General features: G+C 52.4%; 13 protein-coding genes and 1 tRNA gene. 6 read left to right on the forward strand and 8 right to left on the reverse strand.

Going from position 1 to position 17,227, the window contains the following annotated elements:
* Positions 1-382: 382 nt before the first annotated feature.
* The 5 genes from J3P75_RS14265 to J3P75_RS14285 form a co-directional block, all read right to left on the reverse strand.
* Positions 383-1,327 carry an ATP-binding protein gene (locus J3P75_RS14265; protein WP_434707131.1) on the reverse strand — a complete coding sequence of 315 codons (945 nt, stop codon included), beginning with the start codon at positions 1,325-1,327 and terminating at the stop codon, positions 383-385.
* A gap of 9 nt (positions 1,328-1,336) precedes the next feature.
* Positions 1,337-3,241, reverse strand: a complete 1,905-nt coding sequence (locus J3P75_RS14270) for a hypothetical protein (protein ID WP_434707132.1) — start codon at positions 3,239-3,241, stop codon at positions 1,337-1,339.
* Positions 3,231-3,878 (reverse strand): hypothetical protein, encoded by a 648-nt coding sequence (locus J3P75_RS14275; protein ID WP_434707133.1) that lies wholly within the window; start codon positions 3,876-3,878, stop codon positions 3,231-3,233. The genes J3P75_RS14270 and J3P75_RS14275 overlap by 11 nt, the downstream gene beginning before the upstream one ends.
* Positions 3,879-4,233: 355 nt before the next feature.
* Complete coding sequence (locus J3P75_RS14280; RefSeq protein WP_434707134.1) at positions 4,234-6,555, reverse strand: hypothetical protein; 2,322 nt, start codon at positions 6,553-6,555, stop codon at positions 4,234-4,236.
* A 25-nt stretch (positions 6,556-6,580) separates the two neighbouring features.
* Positions 6,581-6,655: transfer RNA gene (locus J3P75_RS14285), tRNA-Lys, on the reverse strand.
* Positions 6,656-7,380: 725 nt separating this feature from the next.
* Between J3P75_RS14285 and J3P75_RS14290 the strand changes: the two genes are divergently transcribed.
* The gene (locus J3P75_RS14290; protein ID WP_434707135.1) at positions 7,381-7,680 is read left to right on the forward strand and encodes a hypothetical protein; all 300 of its coding nucleotides are present in this window, start codon (positions 7,381-7,383) and stop codon (positions 7,678-7,680) included.
* Positions 7,681-7,760: 80 nt separating this feature from the next.
* The gene (locus tag J3P75_RS14295; protein WP_434707136.1) at positions 7,761-8,228 is read left to right on the forward strand and encodes a metallophosphoesterase family protein; all 468 of its coding nucleotides are present in this window, start codon (positions 7,761-7,763) and stop codon (positions 8,226-8,228) included.
* Between the two features lie 200 nt (positions 8,229-8,428).
* On the opposite strand, the gene J3P75_RS14300 is transcribed toward J3P75_RS14295, so the two are convergent.
* Positions 8,429-11,686, reverse strand: coding sequence for an autotransporter outer membrane beta-barrel domain-containing protein (locus J3P75_RS14300; RefSeq protein ID WP_434707137.1), 3,258 nt, complete (start codon positions 11,684-11,686; stop codon positions 8,429-8,431).
* Between the two features lie 500 nt (positions 11,687-12,186).
* Here J3P75_RS14300 and J3P75_RS14305 point away from each other — a divergent pair, with 500 nt between their 5' ends.
* From J3P75_RS14305 to J3P75_RS14320, 4 genes are all read left to right on the forward strand, one after another.
* Positions 12,187-13,008 carry an SDR family oxidoreductase gene (locus J3P75_RS14305; RefSeq protein ID WP_434707138.1) on the forward strand — a complete coding sequence of 274 codons (822 nt, stop codon included), beginning with the start codon at positions 12,187-12,189 and terminating at the stop codon, positions 13,006-13,008.
* 81 nt (positions 13,009-13,089) lie between these two features.
* The gene (locus J3P75_RS14310; protein WP_434707139.1) at positions 13,090-13,557 is read left to right on the forward strand and encodes a metallophosphoesterase family protein; all 468 of its coding nucleotides are present in this window, start codon (positions 13,090-13,092) and stop codon (positions 13,555-13,557) included.
* A 467-nt stretch (positions 13,558-14,024) separates the two neighbouring features.
* Positions 14,025-14,726, forward strand: coding sequence for a glutathione S-transferase family protein (locus J3P75_RS14315; RefSeq protein WP_208937558.1), 702 nt, complete (start codon positions 14,025-14,027; stop codon positions 14,724-14,726).
* Positions 14,727-14,927: 201 nt separating this feature from the next.
* Positions 14,928-15,491: a TetR/AcrR family transcriptional regulator gene (locus tag J3P75_RS14320; protein ID WP_434707140.1), complete on the forward strand. Its 564-nt coding sequence runs from the start codon at positions 14,928-14,930 to the stop codon at positions 15,489-15,491.
* Between the two features lie 147 nt (positions 15,492-15,638).
* On the opposite strand, the gene J3P75_RS14325 is transcribed toward J3P75_RS14320, so the two are convergent.
* Positions 15,639-16,391: a methyltransferase domain-containing protein gene (locus J3P75_RS14325; protein ID WP_434707141.1), complete on the reverse strand. Its 753-nt coding sequence runs from the start codon at positions 16,389-16,391 to the stop codon at positions 15,639-15,641.
* Positions 16,392-16,437: 46 nt separating this feature from the next.
* Positions 16,438-17,112, reverse strand: coding sequence for a glutathione S-transferase family protein (locus J3P75_RS14330; protein ID WP_434707142.1), 675 nt, complete (start codon positions 17,110-17,112; stop codon positions 16,438-16,440).
* Positions 17,113-17,227 lie beyond the last annotated feature (115 nt).

Consider the following 17,227-nt stretch of genomic DNA (forward strand, 5'->3'; position numbering starts at 1 on the left):
CGGCAAGTAACGCATGCCAAGCTTAGCGCTCGTTTATGTAAAGGACACATGCGATGAAATTGGATCGAATTAAACACGGAGTGGTAACCAAATTTCACGCATTCAGCGCAGAATCTTAGCGCAGATGCTGGACTACTCAGTGCGATCGCAGGCGCATACTTCCATGGCAGGTGATGCGCAATCTCGTGAATTTCCCTCTCTAGACATTCTTCTATCTTATAATTGATGAGCAGGCGGCCGCTTTCGCCATTTGTCCAAAGTCCACCAAGGTTCCTTCGAAGGTCGGCTAACTCTATAAAATTACTGTGGGAGAGTTTCAAGTAGATGGACAGAATAGACTCGTAAGGCATTGGGCCACACTCGGGATAGAATAAGGTTCTCATCACACCCTCTTCCAGTCAGTGATTTTTCTGCAGAACTCCTTGAAGTTACTTTCACGCACTGCTTCTTCAACTAGATCCGGAGGCACCACAAGAGAGCAAGAGTCGTCACACCCCAAGATCACGAATAGATAAGCAATAACTTGCGCAACGTGCTCCATCGGCAAGTTATTCACATAATTTCCAGAGGAAACGCGAGACATTTCCCGCCATACATCGCTCGCAAGGTTTGTAATTCTAAAGCCATCCGCATAAGCCTTCGGAAGAACATTTCTTGTGAAGCCATGACCAAAAGGTTTTTCCTCTAGGTTGTCATCATAGAGACGCATTATCTGCGCAAGTTGCGCCGCTGTTGTTACGCCATATAAAGGACGGATATCGGACAAAAATCTGCCAATTATATGCCTGTCATCGTTGCGAAGGAAATCTTCTGCAACTTTTTCTATGGAAGGCATTGCAAACGATATAACGGTCAGTGTGAATTTGTCAGCCCGAAGCTTATTGTAGATATCAGCAAGTTGCTTAAAGTCACCGATCGATAATCTTGAAAGCTCATCAATAAGTAGCACTATTTGCTTCGCGTGTCGCGCCTCGGCTCTAGTCTTAAGTCGCTCTACCAACATTGATTGACGCTGAATAAATGTAGCTCGCGCTTTGGGAGTAATACCTTCCTGTTCAATAAGCTGATGCACGATTGAGGAGTAGCGAGGCGATGACGCATCCTTGTTCGTCGCGGGTATCATAAAAACGTAGATATTCGGAAACCGCTTGGGTATTTCTTCAAGGAGCGCTTCACAACACACAGTTTTACCAACTCTTGGCTCTCCGGTATAAACAACACCTGTTTTCCGCATGAGCACCTTGAAACAGGCGTTTTGAACCACTGCAAGCAAAGCAGGTGTGTTCAGCCTGTACTCTCTACTCAAAATTGGGTGAGAATGATCCATCTTCAGTACCTATTTAAGAATACCAAGTTCTTTCCATCGCTCATTCATTACCTGTGTGTGTGGCATCTCCTCCTCTACCAAATATAACGGCTCTTCCCTAAGATGCCCTTTGGTTTCCTCCTTGAGCCGCTGCAGTTCACGATTTGTTTTAGGACTGGCATTCATTTGCATATGCCTTTGCCACGCAATAACAGGGTTTTCGCCTTCCATAATTTCAAACTCTCGCTTATAGAGAGCTCGGTTCACTAATCGCCTGGTAGTCACGCTGTGTTTAATGTTTCGCCAAGCGGCCTCCACTATCAACGTACCGAAATAAACTCCATCAGGTAGATAGGCTTCTACGTACCGATAGTCGTTGGGCGCTATCCGAATCGTCAATATTTTTCCTATAAGTCCCGCGCAATTTGCTAAATCTGGGCTGGTATAAATAGCTTGGTCGAGTTTGATTCGAGGTCTAATACCTTTCTCTATGTTACCCGTCACCCGTGCCTTTCGGTTAGTGCTGCCCAATGCGATGTTATTCAGATATACCTCAGAGGAAGCGGGCAACAGCACGTTCAGATCGCTACAATAATCAGATAGTATCTCCAAGGGGCTGTTACCTTTGTTCAATCCTCCTTGGGGAGTACCATTGTAATTAGCTGCGTAGACGTCCATCACTTCCAGTGCATCATCAACATCAATCTGATAATAGATTGCGGCTTGTTCTGGCGATTCTGCACGCCCATCTCCAGGCGAAGATCCGGTTGTGGATTCAATTTGATGCATTACCCTTGATGAAATACGCTTGAAGAGCGCTTCAACCTTAGACCTTCGCGCTGGCTGCTCAAGAGGACCAAAATTTATGCCAAATCCGACCGCATGCAACGCTAACTCATATACTTGATTAGCATGATGCTGCATCGCATTATCCAAGCATACCGCTCCCCAGATATGGTTTTTTAGAGCAGGAAACGAGTGCCCCGGCATTCCAGCAGCGTTCGAATATTTTAAATCAAGTATGCTCAATGTTTGACGAGGTTTCCAGCCACCCGAATAAGCTTCGCAAATCAGATCGACTAGGTCTTGAGCTATTATTTCACTGGAGAAAATGAATTTTATAGCGAGTACCGCGTTACTTCTTCTACATACGGCCGCAATCATCCAAATGCGACTAATGACGTCTTTCGTTCGGCTGCGCCTGTCACCCGTGATATTAAGTAAAAAAAAAGAATCTACATGATACGAGTCAATCTCAATTAGGTCAAAGACATCATAGTTATCAAAAAGCCGAGCGTGTCCCGTACCCACCTTGGAGTGGGTTAATGCAAGCCTTCCCCCAGTGGCAAGAGATGCTCTTTTAAAGTCGCTCGCCAGAATTTCATTAATGAGTTTTGTTATCGTCCTCCGTGCCCCGCGCGGTTGATTGAGTGGCCACTCGTCTTCCTGTACGCCTTCATTTCTACAAATGGAATAAAAAACCGCGCAAAGATGTTTTTTATCGTAATGAGCCCCGTGACCAAATTTAAATTCCTCGCGAAATACCTGCCGTTCAAATTCAACAGCTATTCGTGGGTGTTTTTTCAGCGTATACCCCAAGGCGCCGGAAAGCCCTCCCTGCCCTTCGGTATGTTTAACCGGTAGTGCTTTTTGTCTGACATTGCAGCTGACACGCGAGTGCGGTATCAAACCCGCCTCTCCGACAAACAGCCCTTCCACTAACATTAATGTATAACGCTTGAATAAACGCGTAACCTCGCTCTCACTTATGCCGGTTTGGTTTCGAATTTCTCTACCCGTGTAGCCTTCCAGTCTCATATCGATCGCCTTTTTTCTCCTTAGAAATAGAGCTCGGTCATCGTCGTCCATAGCGGAGGCGTCTACTTTCTGGAATCCAACGAAGGAAATTCTTTCTTGTGTGATTTTAGATTTCATTTAACCTCCAGTGCGTGTCTTGGCTGAAAAAGCTAAATTCAAAGTCGACTGAGATCAAACGCTCCGAATAGGCTCGCGAAAAAACCACCAAGATTAGATTTTTTTCATAATCCGCCAGCGCTGATAAAAAACCGCGTAAGGTCCCCGAACGTAGTGTTAGAATGTAATGGAGCGCTTTTTCCAGCAGTGTTGGCGGGATGTATAGACTTCGGCTTCCTGCTAGATAACTAGCGACTTTAAGAAGCGGGAGTATTTTGTCTCGGCGTGGGAGCCAATCTTCATCATTGAACTCGCGGTAATTATATTTATATTTTCTCGCCACAAGAATTTTTTCTGCGCAAGACTCCGTGTTCCCTTCCGCTTGTAGATAATGCAGCTCATTACAACCCTCTACCGGCAAAACCTCAGCATGATAATTCAAGATATAGTTTGGTTTTTCAGAAAACTCCTTAGTCCCACTCTTAAAACTAAAGCTTGCAATGGAAGACGAGAACTCTAAGTATAAAAGCCAGTGCGCCAGCTGCCTGTCAGTGGAAAGCAATAACACATCTTTGGCCCTAAAGCTGTATACAGCCCAGAGATTTCCAAAATGCTTTCCACGATTGGTAAAATATGATGTTCTGCCACGCTTAGGCATAACCACCCCCATTATAGGTTGTGGATATGCTGATCCTTATCTCAATTCCTTATGATTGGGGCATTCCAGATAGATCCATGCTCCTAAAGGTAGACAGCTGTTACCTATAGTGCAAGTTGTGCATAGCCTCTGGTAAAAAAATCAATCGTAATCGGCGATCTCTATAGCCCACCTCTATTTAATAGATTGCTTCCCTTCTTCTGCTGCGACAATCAACGCCGGAATTGCTTTGAACAAAAATTTTCTAGAAAACCAAGCAAATTAATGTTTTATCAATTGTTTTCGTTAATATTTTTTATCTAGATGAAATTCGGTTATTTTCTTCTGGGTGCTCCACCACTCCCAACCTCTCAATCTAAGCAACGCCATTCGTTTGCAGCTTCAGCAACCAATGTCTCCCGGTAGTCCATCCGATAAAAACCTGAGCACGTTCGCTTGCTTGGCGAGCCTCGGTCAACGGTGTGCCAGAAGCTGCTACTCGCAATCCTCTAATCGCCGGCAGGAACCTTTCACGAAATGCACTAGGCTGAGTCGCGAAATGAGCTTCGATACGTTCAATCGCGAATTGCATTTCTGCCTCATCGAGCATCGCTAGATAAAACATCATCTGCCGCCACGCGTACGCTGTATTTTTGATCATCACCAGGCTGGAGTGATAAAACCTCAACTTCATCTGCTGGCGTATGCATATCCATCTGAAGCATTCCTCGGCCATCGAAGCCAGGCGATCCTGCAATAGCGCTTTCAACCCAAGCTCACCAAATAAGAGCGAGAGGTTTTGTGTCGTCAGGATCTGTTGTTGCTCAATGATTTTCCCGTTAGTCGCCGGTCGCCATGTCCCCAGGCCCTCATCAGCGCGCTGGGAGCACAATCTGGCCAATGCGTCCCTGGTACTAGCGTCAGGCCTGGAGAACCTTTTGCGCCTGGATTTCGGTTGATCAGGAAGCATCGCCAATTGGCTTGCATCAATGTCGTAGTAATTGGCGTATAGCGTGCCACCTGTCAAAGATGCCGCCTGCCTGGCTGCTCTTATGTACTTGTTAGAGAAAGCGCCCATGAAAATGTCCGAGGCGACTTCTTTCACAAAAGGCAGATCCAGCTTGGCCATCGCCGCAAGCGCGGCAAATTCCTGAATCAGTTTGTTGGGCAGGATCGCTTGAGGAAAAGCACAAAGGGTCATTGCTGCGGATTCGATCAGGACCTGTCTGGCTGCGTCAGCGACCACCGCGTCCGTTTTACGCTCGACTTCAACAGCCGCCACCCATGGCAATTCATTCATCCTGACCTGACTTTGCAGATCCAACAGCAACAATGATCGGCGTTGTCGAAAGGCGCGATAGGTTGCTACAGAGAGCATCCGCAGCGACATATCGCGAAATCCTGCACTGCAGATCTCAGCCGTTATCGCTGGCAGCAGCCGCGCCACGGTATCCCCGGATGTAATCAATCCTTTCTCGATCAACTCGGCAATTGTGCCCTTTCGACACCGCTCGACGCGTCGACCAATATCAGGAGGAATGGCGATACCTGTTAACAGCGAATATGCGGTCGCTTCTTCGCAGGTAACGGGTTGCAGCAGAGATGAAAAGTCGGAAACTCCATCCGAACCGGGATACCTGCTCAGACGTGCGGCAACCGCTTTAGCAAATAGATGGTGACCGGGTGCGGACACGTGACTACGTTGAGAGTCTCTGTGCTTTTGATGAGATTCGGATTCGGGATGACCATGCTTGCGTACGAAATCGTCGACGATCCTGCGAATTCGTCCGACTTGCCGTCCCGTAAGCGACGCCACATCGCTTGCGCAACTCCCCAGCAGTGCAAACAACTCCCCTGCCCGATCCCTTGAGCTTTCAGCTTCACCTGAAGCGCTGGGGCAAGAAGCATTGAACTGCCGCTTCAGAATATTCGCCTGCTCAAACCAGCCCTCGGGGTACCGGCGACAAGGCCAATTATCCTGATACGTTAATAGGAACAGCGACACCGCCGAATCGTAAAGCGGTAAACGAGTTTCAACTACATGCTTCTGCACTGCCACGCGCGCCTGTGCCGGGCGATTTGAAAGCACGGCCCTGACATCACCGACAGTAAAAGCCTGCACTTGCCCTGAAGAAAGCGGCAAACCGTCAGAAGCCATCGGAAAGAATCGCAGCTGTTCAAAGAAAGGCGCTATCGCTTCAACCAAGTCCCATGCACTCTCTGTACGTTGCTGCCCCAGCAACCAGGCCACGGTCAGCAGTGCAGCTTCTTCGGGCACCTCGATTCGATAATCCCCGCTCGCCAGCTTCGTTTGCAGTACCTCGATCCCCTCCTCCGTAAGGTGCCAAGTGTTGAGATCGAGTCGCTCGAAGCCAGGACGGATACCAGGAATCGAAGCAGCCAACTGTCGCTCGTACTCGGTCAGTGCACCGCCGGCCAAGAACTGCCCAGTGGCGAAACCTCCAGTGACGACTTCCAGCGTGACCCACTCAGGCACATCCGCGAATGGAGTTCTTGAGCCATACGACGCCGATCCCTGCAATATGTGCTCGATTACATTGCGCCAGCGCTCGATGCGCTTGCTCGTCTGTCCGTCATTGTCGAGGCCCGGTGCAGTGAGTGCTCGAGACAGTTGAAAGGCTGCATAGCCGGCACCTATGCCGGCATTCGCATTCGATTCCCTTTCGTCCCTGAGCATGAGTCCTTCCGAGCCTGCGATGTTGTGGGTCCGGGGGCTGGATTCGAACCAGCGCCCACCCGGTTAAGAGCCGAGTGTTCTACCGCTGAACTACCCCGGAACAGAGCGCGGATTGTCCACGAGCGTTGAACGATTGTGAAGATCGAAAACATTGCCGCTTGTGAACCTGAACGGTCGCACCGGCGTCGCGAACCAATACGCCGGGAGCCGAAGACTTTATTTCGGGTTGTGGGATTGTCAGCGAGTTTAGCGCTACTGTGCGAATCCGATTACTTCGCCGCTCCAGTAGCAACTGTACGCTTCGGAGCGGCCGCGATTGAGACTGCACTCAAAATACGTTTGAGCTCGATCCCCAGCGCCTCCCCTTCTGATTCAGCCCCGATTTGCCAAGCTCCGACCCCATAGTCCGTATGATAGGCCGGGCTGACAAGCGACATAACTTTGTCTGCCCGAGGTATCAGCAGCAATGAAACGTCAGGCTTGATGCCCTTCCACTGGAGACTGTCGTGATAAATGTGCGCTGACTCCATTGCATCAGCTGAGTGTTACAAGTCGACGCTTTTGATTGAGGGCTGATCGATTGCAAGTGTTGGATGAAGTCTTCACGAGTGCATCCATCTGTTGCAAAGTCGATCATGCTTTGAATGCTTGGGGATGAGCACATCACGTTCGTCGATGCTTCGTACCAGAAAATGGGTAAAGCGTGACCCAAGAGCGAACAGTCGACATTAGCCTCCCAAGCGCGTGCACAAAGATCAGTTTGTGGGCATCAATCGACCAGACGGGAACGGAACGCAGGTCACCATAATCGAAGGAATGTTTGCTATGAGCCACCTTAACAACGATTTGAGGGCCGATTTCGTTGAGGCACTTGAGGAAATCTCGGCGCTGATGTCCATTGCATACGACCAGCTCGGCCCTGTACCGGAAGGCCATGCATTAGCTCAGGCAGGTTTAGAGAATGGTGGTGAAATAGTTCTGGATTATGTCGATCACAACGAGGCTAGAGTAGCGTTCGAACACTTGGTTTACATGATTGACGAACCACCGCTCGTTGTTTCTGAAAAATGCATAAAAATTTTAGATCGGATCGCAAAGTCCTTGAAAATGCCATTCACGAGGTGACAAAAATTTACCCACCTGAAGGTCTGCAATGGGTCGAAAACAGTCACTCCCTAACCGAAACGTCCACGGAGAATTGGCCCTTGAAAACCGCCGTAATATCCGACACTCACAATCTCCTCCGCTCCGAAGCCATCGACGCGCTCCAAGGCTGTGACCTCATCATTCACGCCGGCGACATCGGCAACCCGGACATCCTCGCCCAATTGTCCAAAATTGCTGCCGTCCACGCCGTGCGCGGCAACAATGATCTCAGCAGCCCATGGGCCAAAGACCTTCCTGACCTTCTGACATGCACTCTCAACGGTTGGCAAACACTCCTTATCCACGACATCGGCGACGTCCCTGCCGATCTAGATCCAGACATAAAGCTCATCATCACCGGCCATTCCCACAAACCGCTCATCGAATGGCGCGGCGATCGTCTATACGTGAACCCTGGTAGCGCCGGCCCTCGGCGTTTCAAATTGCCGGTCACGTTGGCAATTCTCGAGATACAAACCGATAGCATCGAGCCGCGCCTGATTTCCCTGCTGGATCCCCCCGCATGAAATCACTACGGTGGACGGTCAAGGCCAGGTAAGGCGGGACGCTTTAGAGTCTACGCGCCCATAGATCACAACGCGAAATCGTGGAAAAACATGCTGTTCATACTCGCTGACGCACGACCAAGCATTCATTGGCGTCAGCGTCCAAGTGAACTGGCGTAGAGGCTTCAACTCGCTGATAAAAGCGGCTCCGAGCATACCGGTCAAAATGTCACTTTGACCCCGATCATTCCATCGTAACCGTGGCTGTCACCCTCAAAAGATTCGCGATAGCCAGTAGAAACGGTAAATGTCGTCCGTGCATTGGCTTGATAATCGAGCCCTACATTCACCTCTCCCCAGCTTCCGCCTATATCGGCTTCGAACGGCACATAACCGTTCTGCGACGAAAATTCGGTCTTAGGCTGCCCTTTGAACTCGTGCCATACGCTCGGGCGAATCCACGCGTTAGTGCGTCGCACGGTGTGATCAGTGCCTTCGGTTTCCCAATCCTTGGCGAACCGTACACCGACACGTCCTAGAAGCGAATCAACATCCTTGAAACGCACTTCTGCCGCGAGATCATCACTATCATCGAGATCAACTGAGCTGTAGATGACCTGTGCCTGAGGCTCTATGTACAGATCTTTCTTCATCTCAAATGGATAACCTGCCTCCAATGAAGCGCTGTAGCCCCACCCACGAGTTTTCAGCTTAGCCGTACGATTCGGCTTAGCTTCAATATCGAAGCGATGGACTTGCAGAACGCTGTCCAGATACCAGCCATTCTGGCCAAAGTATGTCCAGTACCCACCGAGGCTATAAGCCCTCAACGTATCTTCACCCGCGCTGTTGCCTGTGTGATGCGAAACTCCAGCATCAATGCTACCCACGGCGAGGGAGACTCCCGCCTGTTCATGACTTCCGTCTGGTTTTACATCACGGTAGAGATCCAGGCCGACTTGAAAGGCGGATAGGTCATAGTTGTACTCAGGGGTACTTCCACCGAAGCTCTGACGCGATCCCTCTTGCTTGCCACTGCGGTAGATTAATCGACCCCAGCCCAACGAAGGCCCGTAGGTATTTTCATCACCAGCCGGTGAGCCGCTCTGGTTCAGTCGCTCTTCGCCCACGCGCTCGTGCAGCGTGTCGACGAGGGTGCGGGTATAAACAAGTGCAAGGGCAGGCACAGCGGTATACAGCGAAGTCTCCGGCCTAAAATTGGGCACCGGCGCAGGACGAGGCTGTGGCGGAACGGGGACGGGCGGGTTCGGCGGTACGGGTTCCGGTGGGACAGGCGGGCCTGGAGGAGCGGGATCTGGTGGAACAGGTGGCCCAGGGGGAACGGGGGGAACGGGGGGAACGGGGGGATCCGGCTCAATCGTCGAACGTAAGTACCAAGCCTCCGGGTTGCTAGTGTCATTGCTGGATCGATGCAGTGTGTACTCATACGGCCCGGCATATACCGCGCTGGCAAGAGCGAATGCCCCAGCGGCAGTACGACCTCCGTTGACCGAGTCCACTACTAGAATGCCGTTATTGGTGGTCAAAGCACCTTGACCTAATGTGTTTTTGACACTGAGGAAACTGGTGCCAGAGGCATTGCCGCCGTCTATGACCACCTTATCTGATGGAGAGTCGTCACTGGCGAGAAAGGTATTCAAGCCGATAGTGCCGTTCTGGCCCTCGTAATTTGTCACTGTCAGAGTTTTGAAAACGCTGCCCACCGGTGGCGAAAACTGGATGAGGCTCGACCGATTGCTCAATGACGTGACGTTGGAGTTTCCCGTGAGGTTCCAGACCGTATTATCTGTCAAGGACACATTCGACGATGCGCCTGTCTCGGTTAGCGCTGCACCGTTTAATGTTGCTCCTGACGCCGTAACCAGAGTGCTCGCGGACGCCCCTGGGGCTGTAACGCTTACGCCTGGAATAACGTTGACGCCCACGCCAGACAAGCCGGAGGAAGGTACGTTTGCGACCGTGGTGATTTCAGGCTCTGCAAAGGGATCAGCGACAGCCGAAGGATTACCAATCACATGCAGCCAGTTCGTTTCCCCCGTCACTGTGGTGCCTGTCAGGTTCACCTGCGACGAGCCGCTAGTGGCGGCGATGGCATCGGATTGCGCGCTTCGCAACTCGCCGCCGGCGATGGCCGCTCGTGCAGTTTGGCCGGCATTGGCATTTATCGTAAGTGCAGCGGCATCGCTTCCGTTGGCAAGCAACGTAGCTCCATTGGTAGTAAGTGTCCCATCAAGGACGCGAGCCGCAGCGGCACCTTGACCCGCCGTGGAGACTTGAGTGGAATCAGCAGTAATGGTTGCCAGCACACCTCGGACATATAAGCCGTGAGCATTATTGGCCAACGTTTGGACAGTCCCGCCAGTCACCTTCGCTTGAACGTTGTCGGTCGCAGCATTTCCCCAAGCAGTAACCCCCGGCCCGTTGACGGTGGAGATGTCTACGTTCGTGAGATTTACGCGAGAGTTTGGCCCATAGCTAAGCGCGCCGTAACCTGTGCCGCCCTGGGTAATAATTTGAGAGTCCTGCATCGTAATCGTCGATCCCTCGACGGCGTAAACACCATACCCATTCGTTCCGCTAGTAGTGACCTCAAGCCCGGTAGCATTGATAGCGGAACCAAGTCGCGCGAATACCCCATAACCACTGCTTCCAGTGGTCGTGATTACAGTTCCATTGGCTGTCACGTCTGAGGCAAGCGCAAAAAGGCCGTACCCAGTATTACCCGCAGTCCGCAGTGAGCCTCCAGTCAGCGAAAGGGTACTGCGGATTCCGTTGAGCGAGTTGGCGATTGCTCCATAGGAGCCATAGGTTCCAGTACCGTCACTATAGGCGGAGCCGCGCGTTTCAATGTTGACGCCATTAAGGGACATACGGCTGCCCAATGCATATGCACCTGCCGCACCGACACCCTCAGTTAAGATATTGGCGTTCGTTAACGAAATGCTGCTGTTGTGGCTGGCAGATACGCCGTACGAACCAACCGGTAATCCGCCGACGGTGCCGTAGCCGCCTGTTGTATGAATGTTAAGCCCGCCTGCCGAAACAGCCGAAGCGCCACTATTTTGCGTCCACAACGCGGAAGATGCTGCGCCCGTAGTAAACATCGACGTCGAACCGCTTCGTATATCGACCAAGCCGCCGGTGGAATAGATAGCAAAAGAGTTGAAGTTGGTGGCGTTTAGAACTATTGGCCCCGGAATCGAGGCAGAGGGATCAACCACCAGTGTCCCGCCGCTAACAGAGGCAGCGTATCCCGGCGTCTGCACCGTGGTTCCGCCTACCACTGTGGTCAAACCGCTCCCGACGATGATCGTGGCATTGATCGTACCGGGCCCTACGTCCGCCGATTGCGCGAGAGCCGGGTATAACGACATGAATCCTGCCAAGACGCCACACATCCTTGGGCTCATAGCGGCGCAGTAATCCGGCAGGCCGACACAAGTGATCGCCTTCGACATAAAAAATCCTTTTCACGGCTGAACCTCAATGGGTATAGCAACGCTTGAAGGTCATAGGATGCCGTTCATCGAATAAGCATTTCGCTAGGCATGGTTACTCTGCGTTGATGATCGGTAGGTCATCCAATCACTAGCTGCAGATGCGTGGCGGTATTTAGCCTGCGTGCCTCCCAGATCTCTTGATTACTTGATCGCAACAATCATTCAGCCTTTTACTCCGGCGGATGTTTACAGTATTGCGTTTAGCTAGCGTGCCTGCAGCGCTTGGTGGGGCAATGCGTTGGGCACTAATGAGTCACAACGAAGCTAGATGTGTGAACCCACCACGTTGTTCATGGATGCTTACGGCCAATCGCAGCCAGTCATCTACATCCGCAATTTGCGGCAAGCATGCTAGATTTCTAAGTCTTACTACGGAAGAGGTTTCTTCTTGAGGCGAAAGCATGGCGTAGGGCTTAGACCTTTTTGAACGAAAGCATATTAAGGAAGATTCCACATTTATGAACAATAAACTGACTTCCAAGATCGCAATTGTGACGGGCGCGGCTCAAGGGATTGGTGCTGCAATTGCCCGACTCTTCGTGCAAGAAGGCTGCTTCGTTTACGTCACCGATATAAACGATGAACTCGGCGAAAACGTTGCAAGCTCGCTGGGTAATCGCGCCTGCTATCTTCGTTTGGATGTGCGGCGTGAAGAAGATTGGCAGCGGGCGGCGACGCAGATCTTGAATGAGCGCGGCAGTTGGAACGTCTTGGTGAACAACGCAGGTATTACCGGATTTGAGAAAGGCGCCGTGCGGCATGATCCGGAGCATGCACGACTGGAGGACTGGCGCGCTGTGCATCACACCAATCTCGACGGTGTATTCTTGGGTTGTAAATATGCCATTCGCTCCATGCGCCAGTCAGGAGTGGGCTCCATAATCAACATTTCCTCTCGTTCCGGCCTAGTTGGCATTCCAGGCGCTGCAGCGTACGCGTCGTCCAAGGCTGCCGTTCGCAATCACACTAAGACGGTAGCGCTTTACTGCGCCGAGCAAGGGCTAAACGTTCGATGCAACTCAATTCATCCGGCAGCCATCCTCACTCCCATATGGGAACCCATGCTGGGTGAGGATGCAGGTCGCGAAGAGCGAATGGCGGCGCTGGTTCAAGATACTCCGCTTAGGCGATTCGGAAAGCCTGAAGAAGTGGCCGCTTTGGCTTTATTGCTCGCCTCGGATGACGCAACCTATGTTACCGGTAGTGAGTTCAATATTGATGGGGGCCTGTTAGCAGGGTCGGCTGCGACGCCATCAGTAGTTGAAGACAGCGAAACCTAAGTCCATAAGTCGCGCGTGACAAGGCCTGCTTTTGGCTGAAAACAGTCACTCCTACCCGAAACGTCCAAGGTGAATTGGCCCATGAAAACCGGCCTAATATCCGACACTCACAATCTCCTCCGCTCCGAAGCCATCGACGCGCTCCAAGGCTGTGACCTCATCATTCACGCCGGCGACATCGGCAACCCGGACATCCTCGCCCAATTGTCCAAAATTGCTGCCGTCCACGCCGTGCGCGGCAACAATGATCTCAGCAGCCCATGGGCCAAAGACCTTCCTGACCTTCTGACATGCACTCTCAACGGTTGGCAAACACTCCTTATCCACGACATCGGCGACGTCCCTGCCGATCTAGATCCAGACATAAAGCTCTTAATCACGGGCCACTCCCACAAACCGCGCATCGAATGGCGCGGTGATCGTCTATACGTGAACCCTGGAAGCGCCGGCCCTCGGCGTTTCAAATTGCCGGTCACGCTGGCGGTTCTTGAGATACAACCCGACAGCATCGAGCCGCGCCTGATTCCCCTGCTGGATCCCCCCGCCTGAAATCGCTTCGGTTACCGCGATCCAGAACAGGGAATCCACGCATGGTCTGCAGCGCCAACAGTTGCCGCAGCGTTTTGCAGCAGGCGGTGTTCAAGCGCTTGGCGCCAGCCGGTTTCGAAGCGGTCAGAGGAAAACTGTCCGGTAGTCACGTCTTCTCCAATTCACACTGGGCGGCGCGAAATAGGTGCCCATGCTGAGGATGTTGTGGCTGGTCAAATCCTTGCAATCACGAAGCCGGGATGACGCAGTTCTATCTCGCGCCCGATGTTAGATCCCACGCCCTTCCCCAGCTCCAGCTCCAGCTCCAGCGAGCGATTCTCCTCAATCGAACCGATGCAGCCAGAACACCCCAATAAAAATGTACCTAACGAATGTTAGATAGGTGTTGACGCACCCGAAATTGCTAGCTAAATTATACCTACCAAACGGTAGATAGATAACCCAGCCACCACTCTGCAGGATCGACCATGACTAATAAACTTCAACTGTTCACTTCGCCTTCGGCCTTTCCAAACCCACAGCGTCTGCGTCTGTTCATGCACGAAAAGGGCATTGCCGACCAATTTGCCGAGACCATCTATGACATGTCCCCCTTAGGCGAACAGCGTGGCTGGCGTCATTTGAATATGAATCCGTGGGGCGAAACTCCCACCCTGCAATTGGCAGACGGCAGCTACATTTCCGAAACGGCTGCCATCGTTCGTTATCTTGATCAGGAGTATCCCGGTCGCAAAATAATGGGGGCGACAGCACTGGAACAGGGTCTGGATAACATGTGGGACAATCGGGTTTGGGTGCACATCCTGTACCGCATCGTTACAGCGTTCCACGTGTTGCATACCGGGCTGGGCTTCAAGCTGGAACTGACCAAGAATGAGGCTTGGGGCGAGCACTGCCGTAAGGAGGCGTTGGCTCACGCTGCACTGGTTAACCGTCATCTGTCCGACGGCCGCGAATGGCTGCTCGGCGGTGATGCCCCAACCTTCTCGGACATTACCTTGGCAACCGCGATCGCTTTTTCGAAATTCCCGGTCAATGCCACTCCACTGGACGAGCGTTTTGAGTTCCTGGATGCGTACTGGCAGCGCTGGACAAAACGTCCGAGCTTCCAGGCTGCCTATGCTGATCGGAACAGCGGCATTCCTGAGCTGGATTCGCCGGCCCAGTAACAGCTCAATGGAAACTACGTGCGCCGAGATCGCCACACCCCTGGCCTTCTCGGTGACCGTAGTGAACGGCCTCTACTTGAGCACCCAAGTCACGTTGCGCTCACGGCTCGCCGCCAACACTCTACCTGTCACACGGTAGGTCTTTGCTGTAAATTAGCTTTCCCGATTTTGGAAGATCGTCCCAAGACGAAAGGCACCAACATGAGCGTCAACTCCAAAGAAGCCATTCTGCTGGCGGCCAAAAAGATTGCCCAATCGCAGGGCTACAATGGTTTGAATTTCCGCGACCTTGCGCAAGCTGTTGGTATCAAAGCGGCAAGTATTTACTACCATTTTCCAAGCAAAGCCGATCTGGGTGTTGCGGTTGCCAAACGTTATTGGGAGGACGGTGCGCTCGCGCTAGAGGCCATCGAATCAGAAAGCCCATCTCCGATAGACGCATTGCGCCGCTTTCCTGAAATCTTCCGTAGATCGCTTGAGGCCGACAATCGCCTTTGTCTGGGTAGTTTCATGGGCGCTGAAACCGATACCTTGCCCATTGAGATGACAAAAGAAATTCAGACCTTTGCTGATGTCAACATTGCATGGTTAAGCAAGCTTCTATTGGCTGCGAACGTGTGCGAAGCAAGTGAAAGTGAAGCTAGAGCCCGTGCGATTTTCGCTGCTGTTGTCGGTGCCCAACTCTTTGCTAGAAGTCGCTCGGATATTTCGCTTTTCGACTCTTTGATCGATTCATACCGAGCGTTCGGGCCTCTGCCGGCGTAGCAACTGACAGCGAGTCGCTCTGCCTTAACCCCCTGGCACGAGAGGCACAAGCCTGACTTTGGCTTTAATCGATTGCTGCCCTTCACTACCAACGGCCAATGGCGCATGCTCACATGCGCAGGCCCCCTATCTCCGCCGTTTAAAACGTCAAAGCTTTCTCGCCCAGCTTCCGAACATCACATCACCGACATAGATGCCTGAAGAAGCTAAACGCTCCTGATCCAGACGCGCTTGCAACGTTTCAATGTCGACCTCCTCTGCACTGGCCACCCCTAACGCAATGATTCGCGGCAAGCATGCCCGAACAATGGCACCAAGGCTGTAGGGCGCATCAGGCGTTTGTATCAGGCACTCAGCGCGCACACTTTCAACAGTCAAGCCTGCCTGGGTGAAAATGCCGTGCAGGTTAAACCCGATGTGCAAATCCGCTCCTTCGCGAGCAATCATTTCCTGTATCCAGGACTGCGCTCTTTCATGCAAAGGGAAAGGCTCGACGCTGGCAGGCGCCATCGTCGTATCGTGTTCCTGGAAGACCATGATCCCGCCGGCACACAGACACTTCGACAGCCCTCGGATTGTCGCAACCGCATCCCGTTGATACATCAGGACGCGCCTGCCGACGATGGCGTCAAAAGTGCCGACAGAGTCTGGCAATTCCTGGAGGTTGCCCTTGAGAAAGGTCAGTGAAGGATGCGTATGCCCTGCGCTGCGCTGGCGTGCAACGGCAATGGCGTCGGCGTCATGATCGACTCCGATGATCTCTCCGCTTCTTCCCACAAGATCACACAGCAGAAAAGCAACATCGCCCGAACCGCAGCCTACGTCCAGAATCCGCATCCCTTCAGTTATGCCAGAGTCGATCAGCAAACGTGTGGTGAAGTCGAGTCGGTTAATCGGCATTATCACGTTCCCCGCGTTTTCTGAAAAACCATGGCAGGCGCATCACTCATCTGGCACCCAACAAAGCTCCATCTTTCGCCACCGCATGTTTATAGGCGTCGCGGCTGGTCAATTTCTGGGCATAGGCGAGAAACGCAGCTCTCGGCGGCAAGGTTTGCAAGCCTAGCCCCCAGCCGATATGTGAGCCAACATAAACGTCTGCAGCGGTGAAGCGTTCACCGGCAATAAATGGATGCGCCAACACCGCGCGTTCAAGTTGATCGACCGTGCGCTCATAGCTTCCGTAGCCAAAGAAGAATTCCTGATCCGGCGTCGGGTTGAAACCGGCGCGGTGGTTGGTGACCGCCTGCTCCAGCGGCCCCGCAGCGAAATACATCCAACGGTAGAAAGCGGCCCTTTCCGTCGCCAGCGGAGCTAGCCCGGCTTCGGGAAATGCGTCAGCCAGATACGCACAGATCGCGGCAGTTTCTGTTATGGTTTGGCCGTTGTGCACCAGGGCCGGGATCTTTCCCATCGGGTTCACGTCGCGAAAAAAACCGACTCGCAAATCATCCGCGTCAGCCACCAGTGGCGCTGCCAGCGCAGCACCACCCCAACGGTCAGCCTGACTGGTCGACTGGTAATCCATCACCACCGTCTCATACGCGCAGCCGATTTCTTCGAGCATCCAGCGCACCATGCGTCCACGCGAATTGGGGTTGGTATAGAACGTCATTGTCATCGTGAGCTCCTTTTGGCTCGGTGTGTTGACGACAATGTTAAGAGCGAAGTGATGTCAGCCCGTGGGCAACTTCCGCCAGAATACTTGCAGAACGCGCCATTCGCGGCGCGTTGCA

Origin of the sequence: Pseudomonas sp. R1-1 (assembly GCF_051132135.1) — a bacterium.
Lineage (GTDB): Bacteria > Pseudomonadota > Gammaproteobacteria > Pseudomonadales > Pseudomonadaceae > Aquipseudomonas.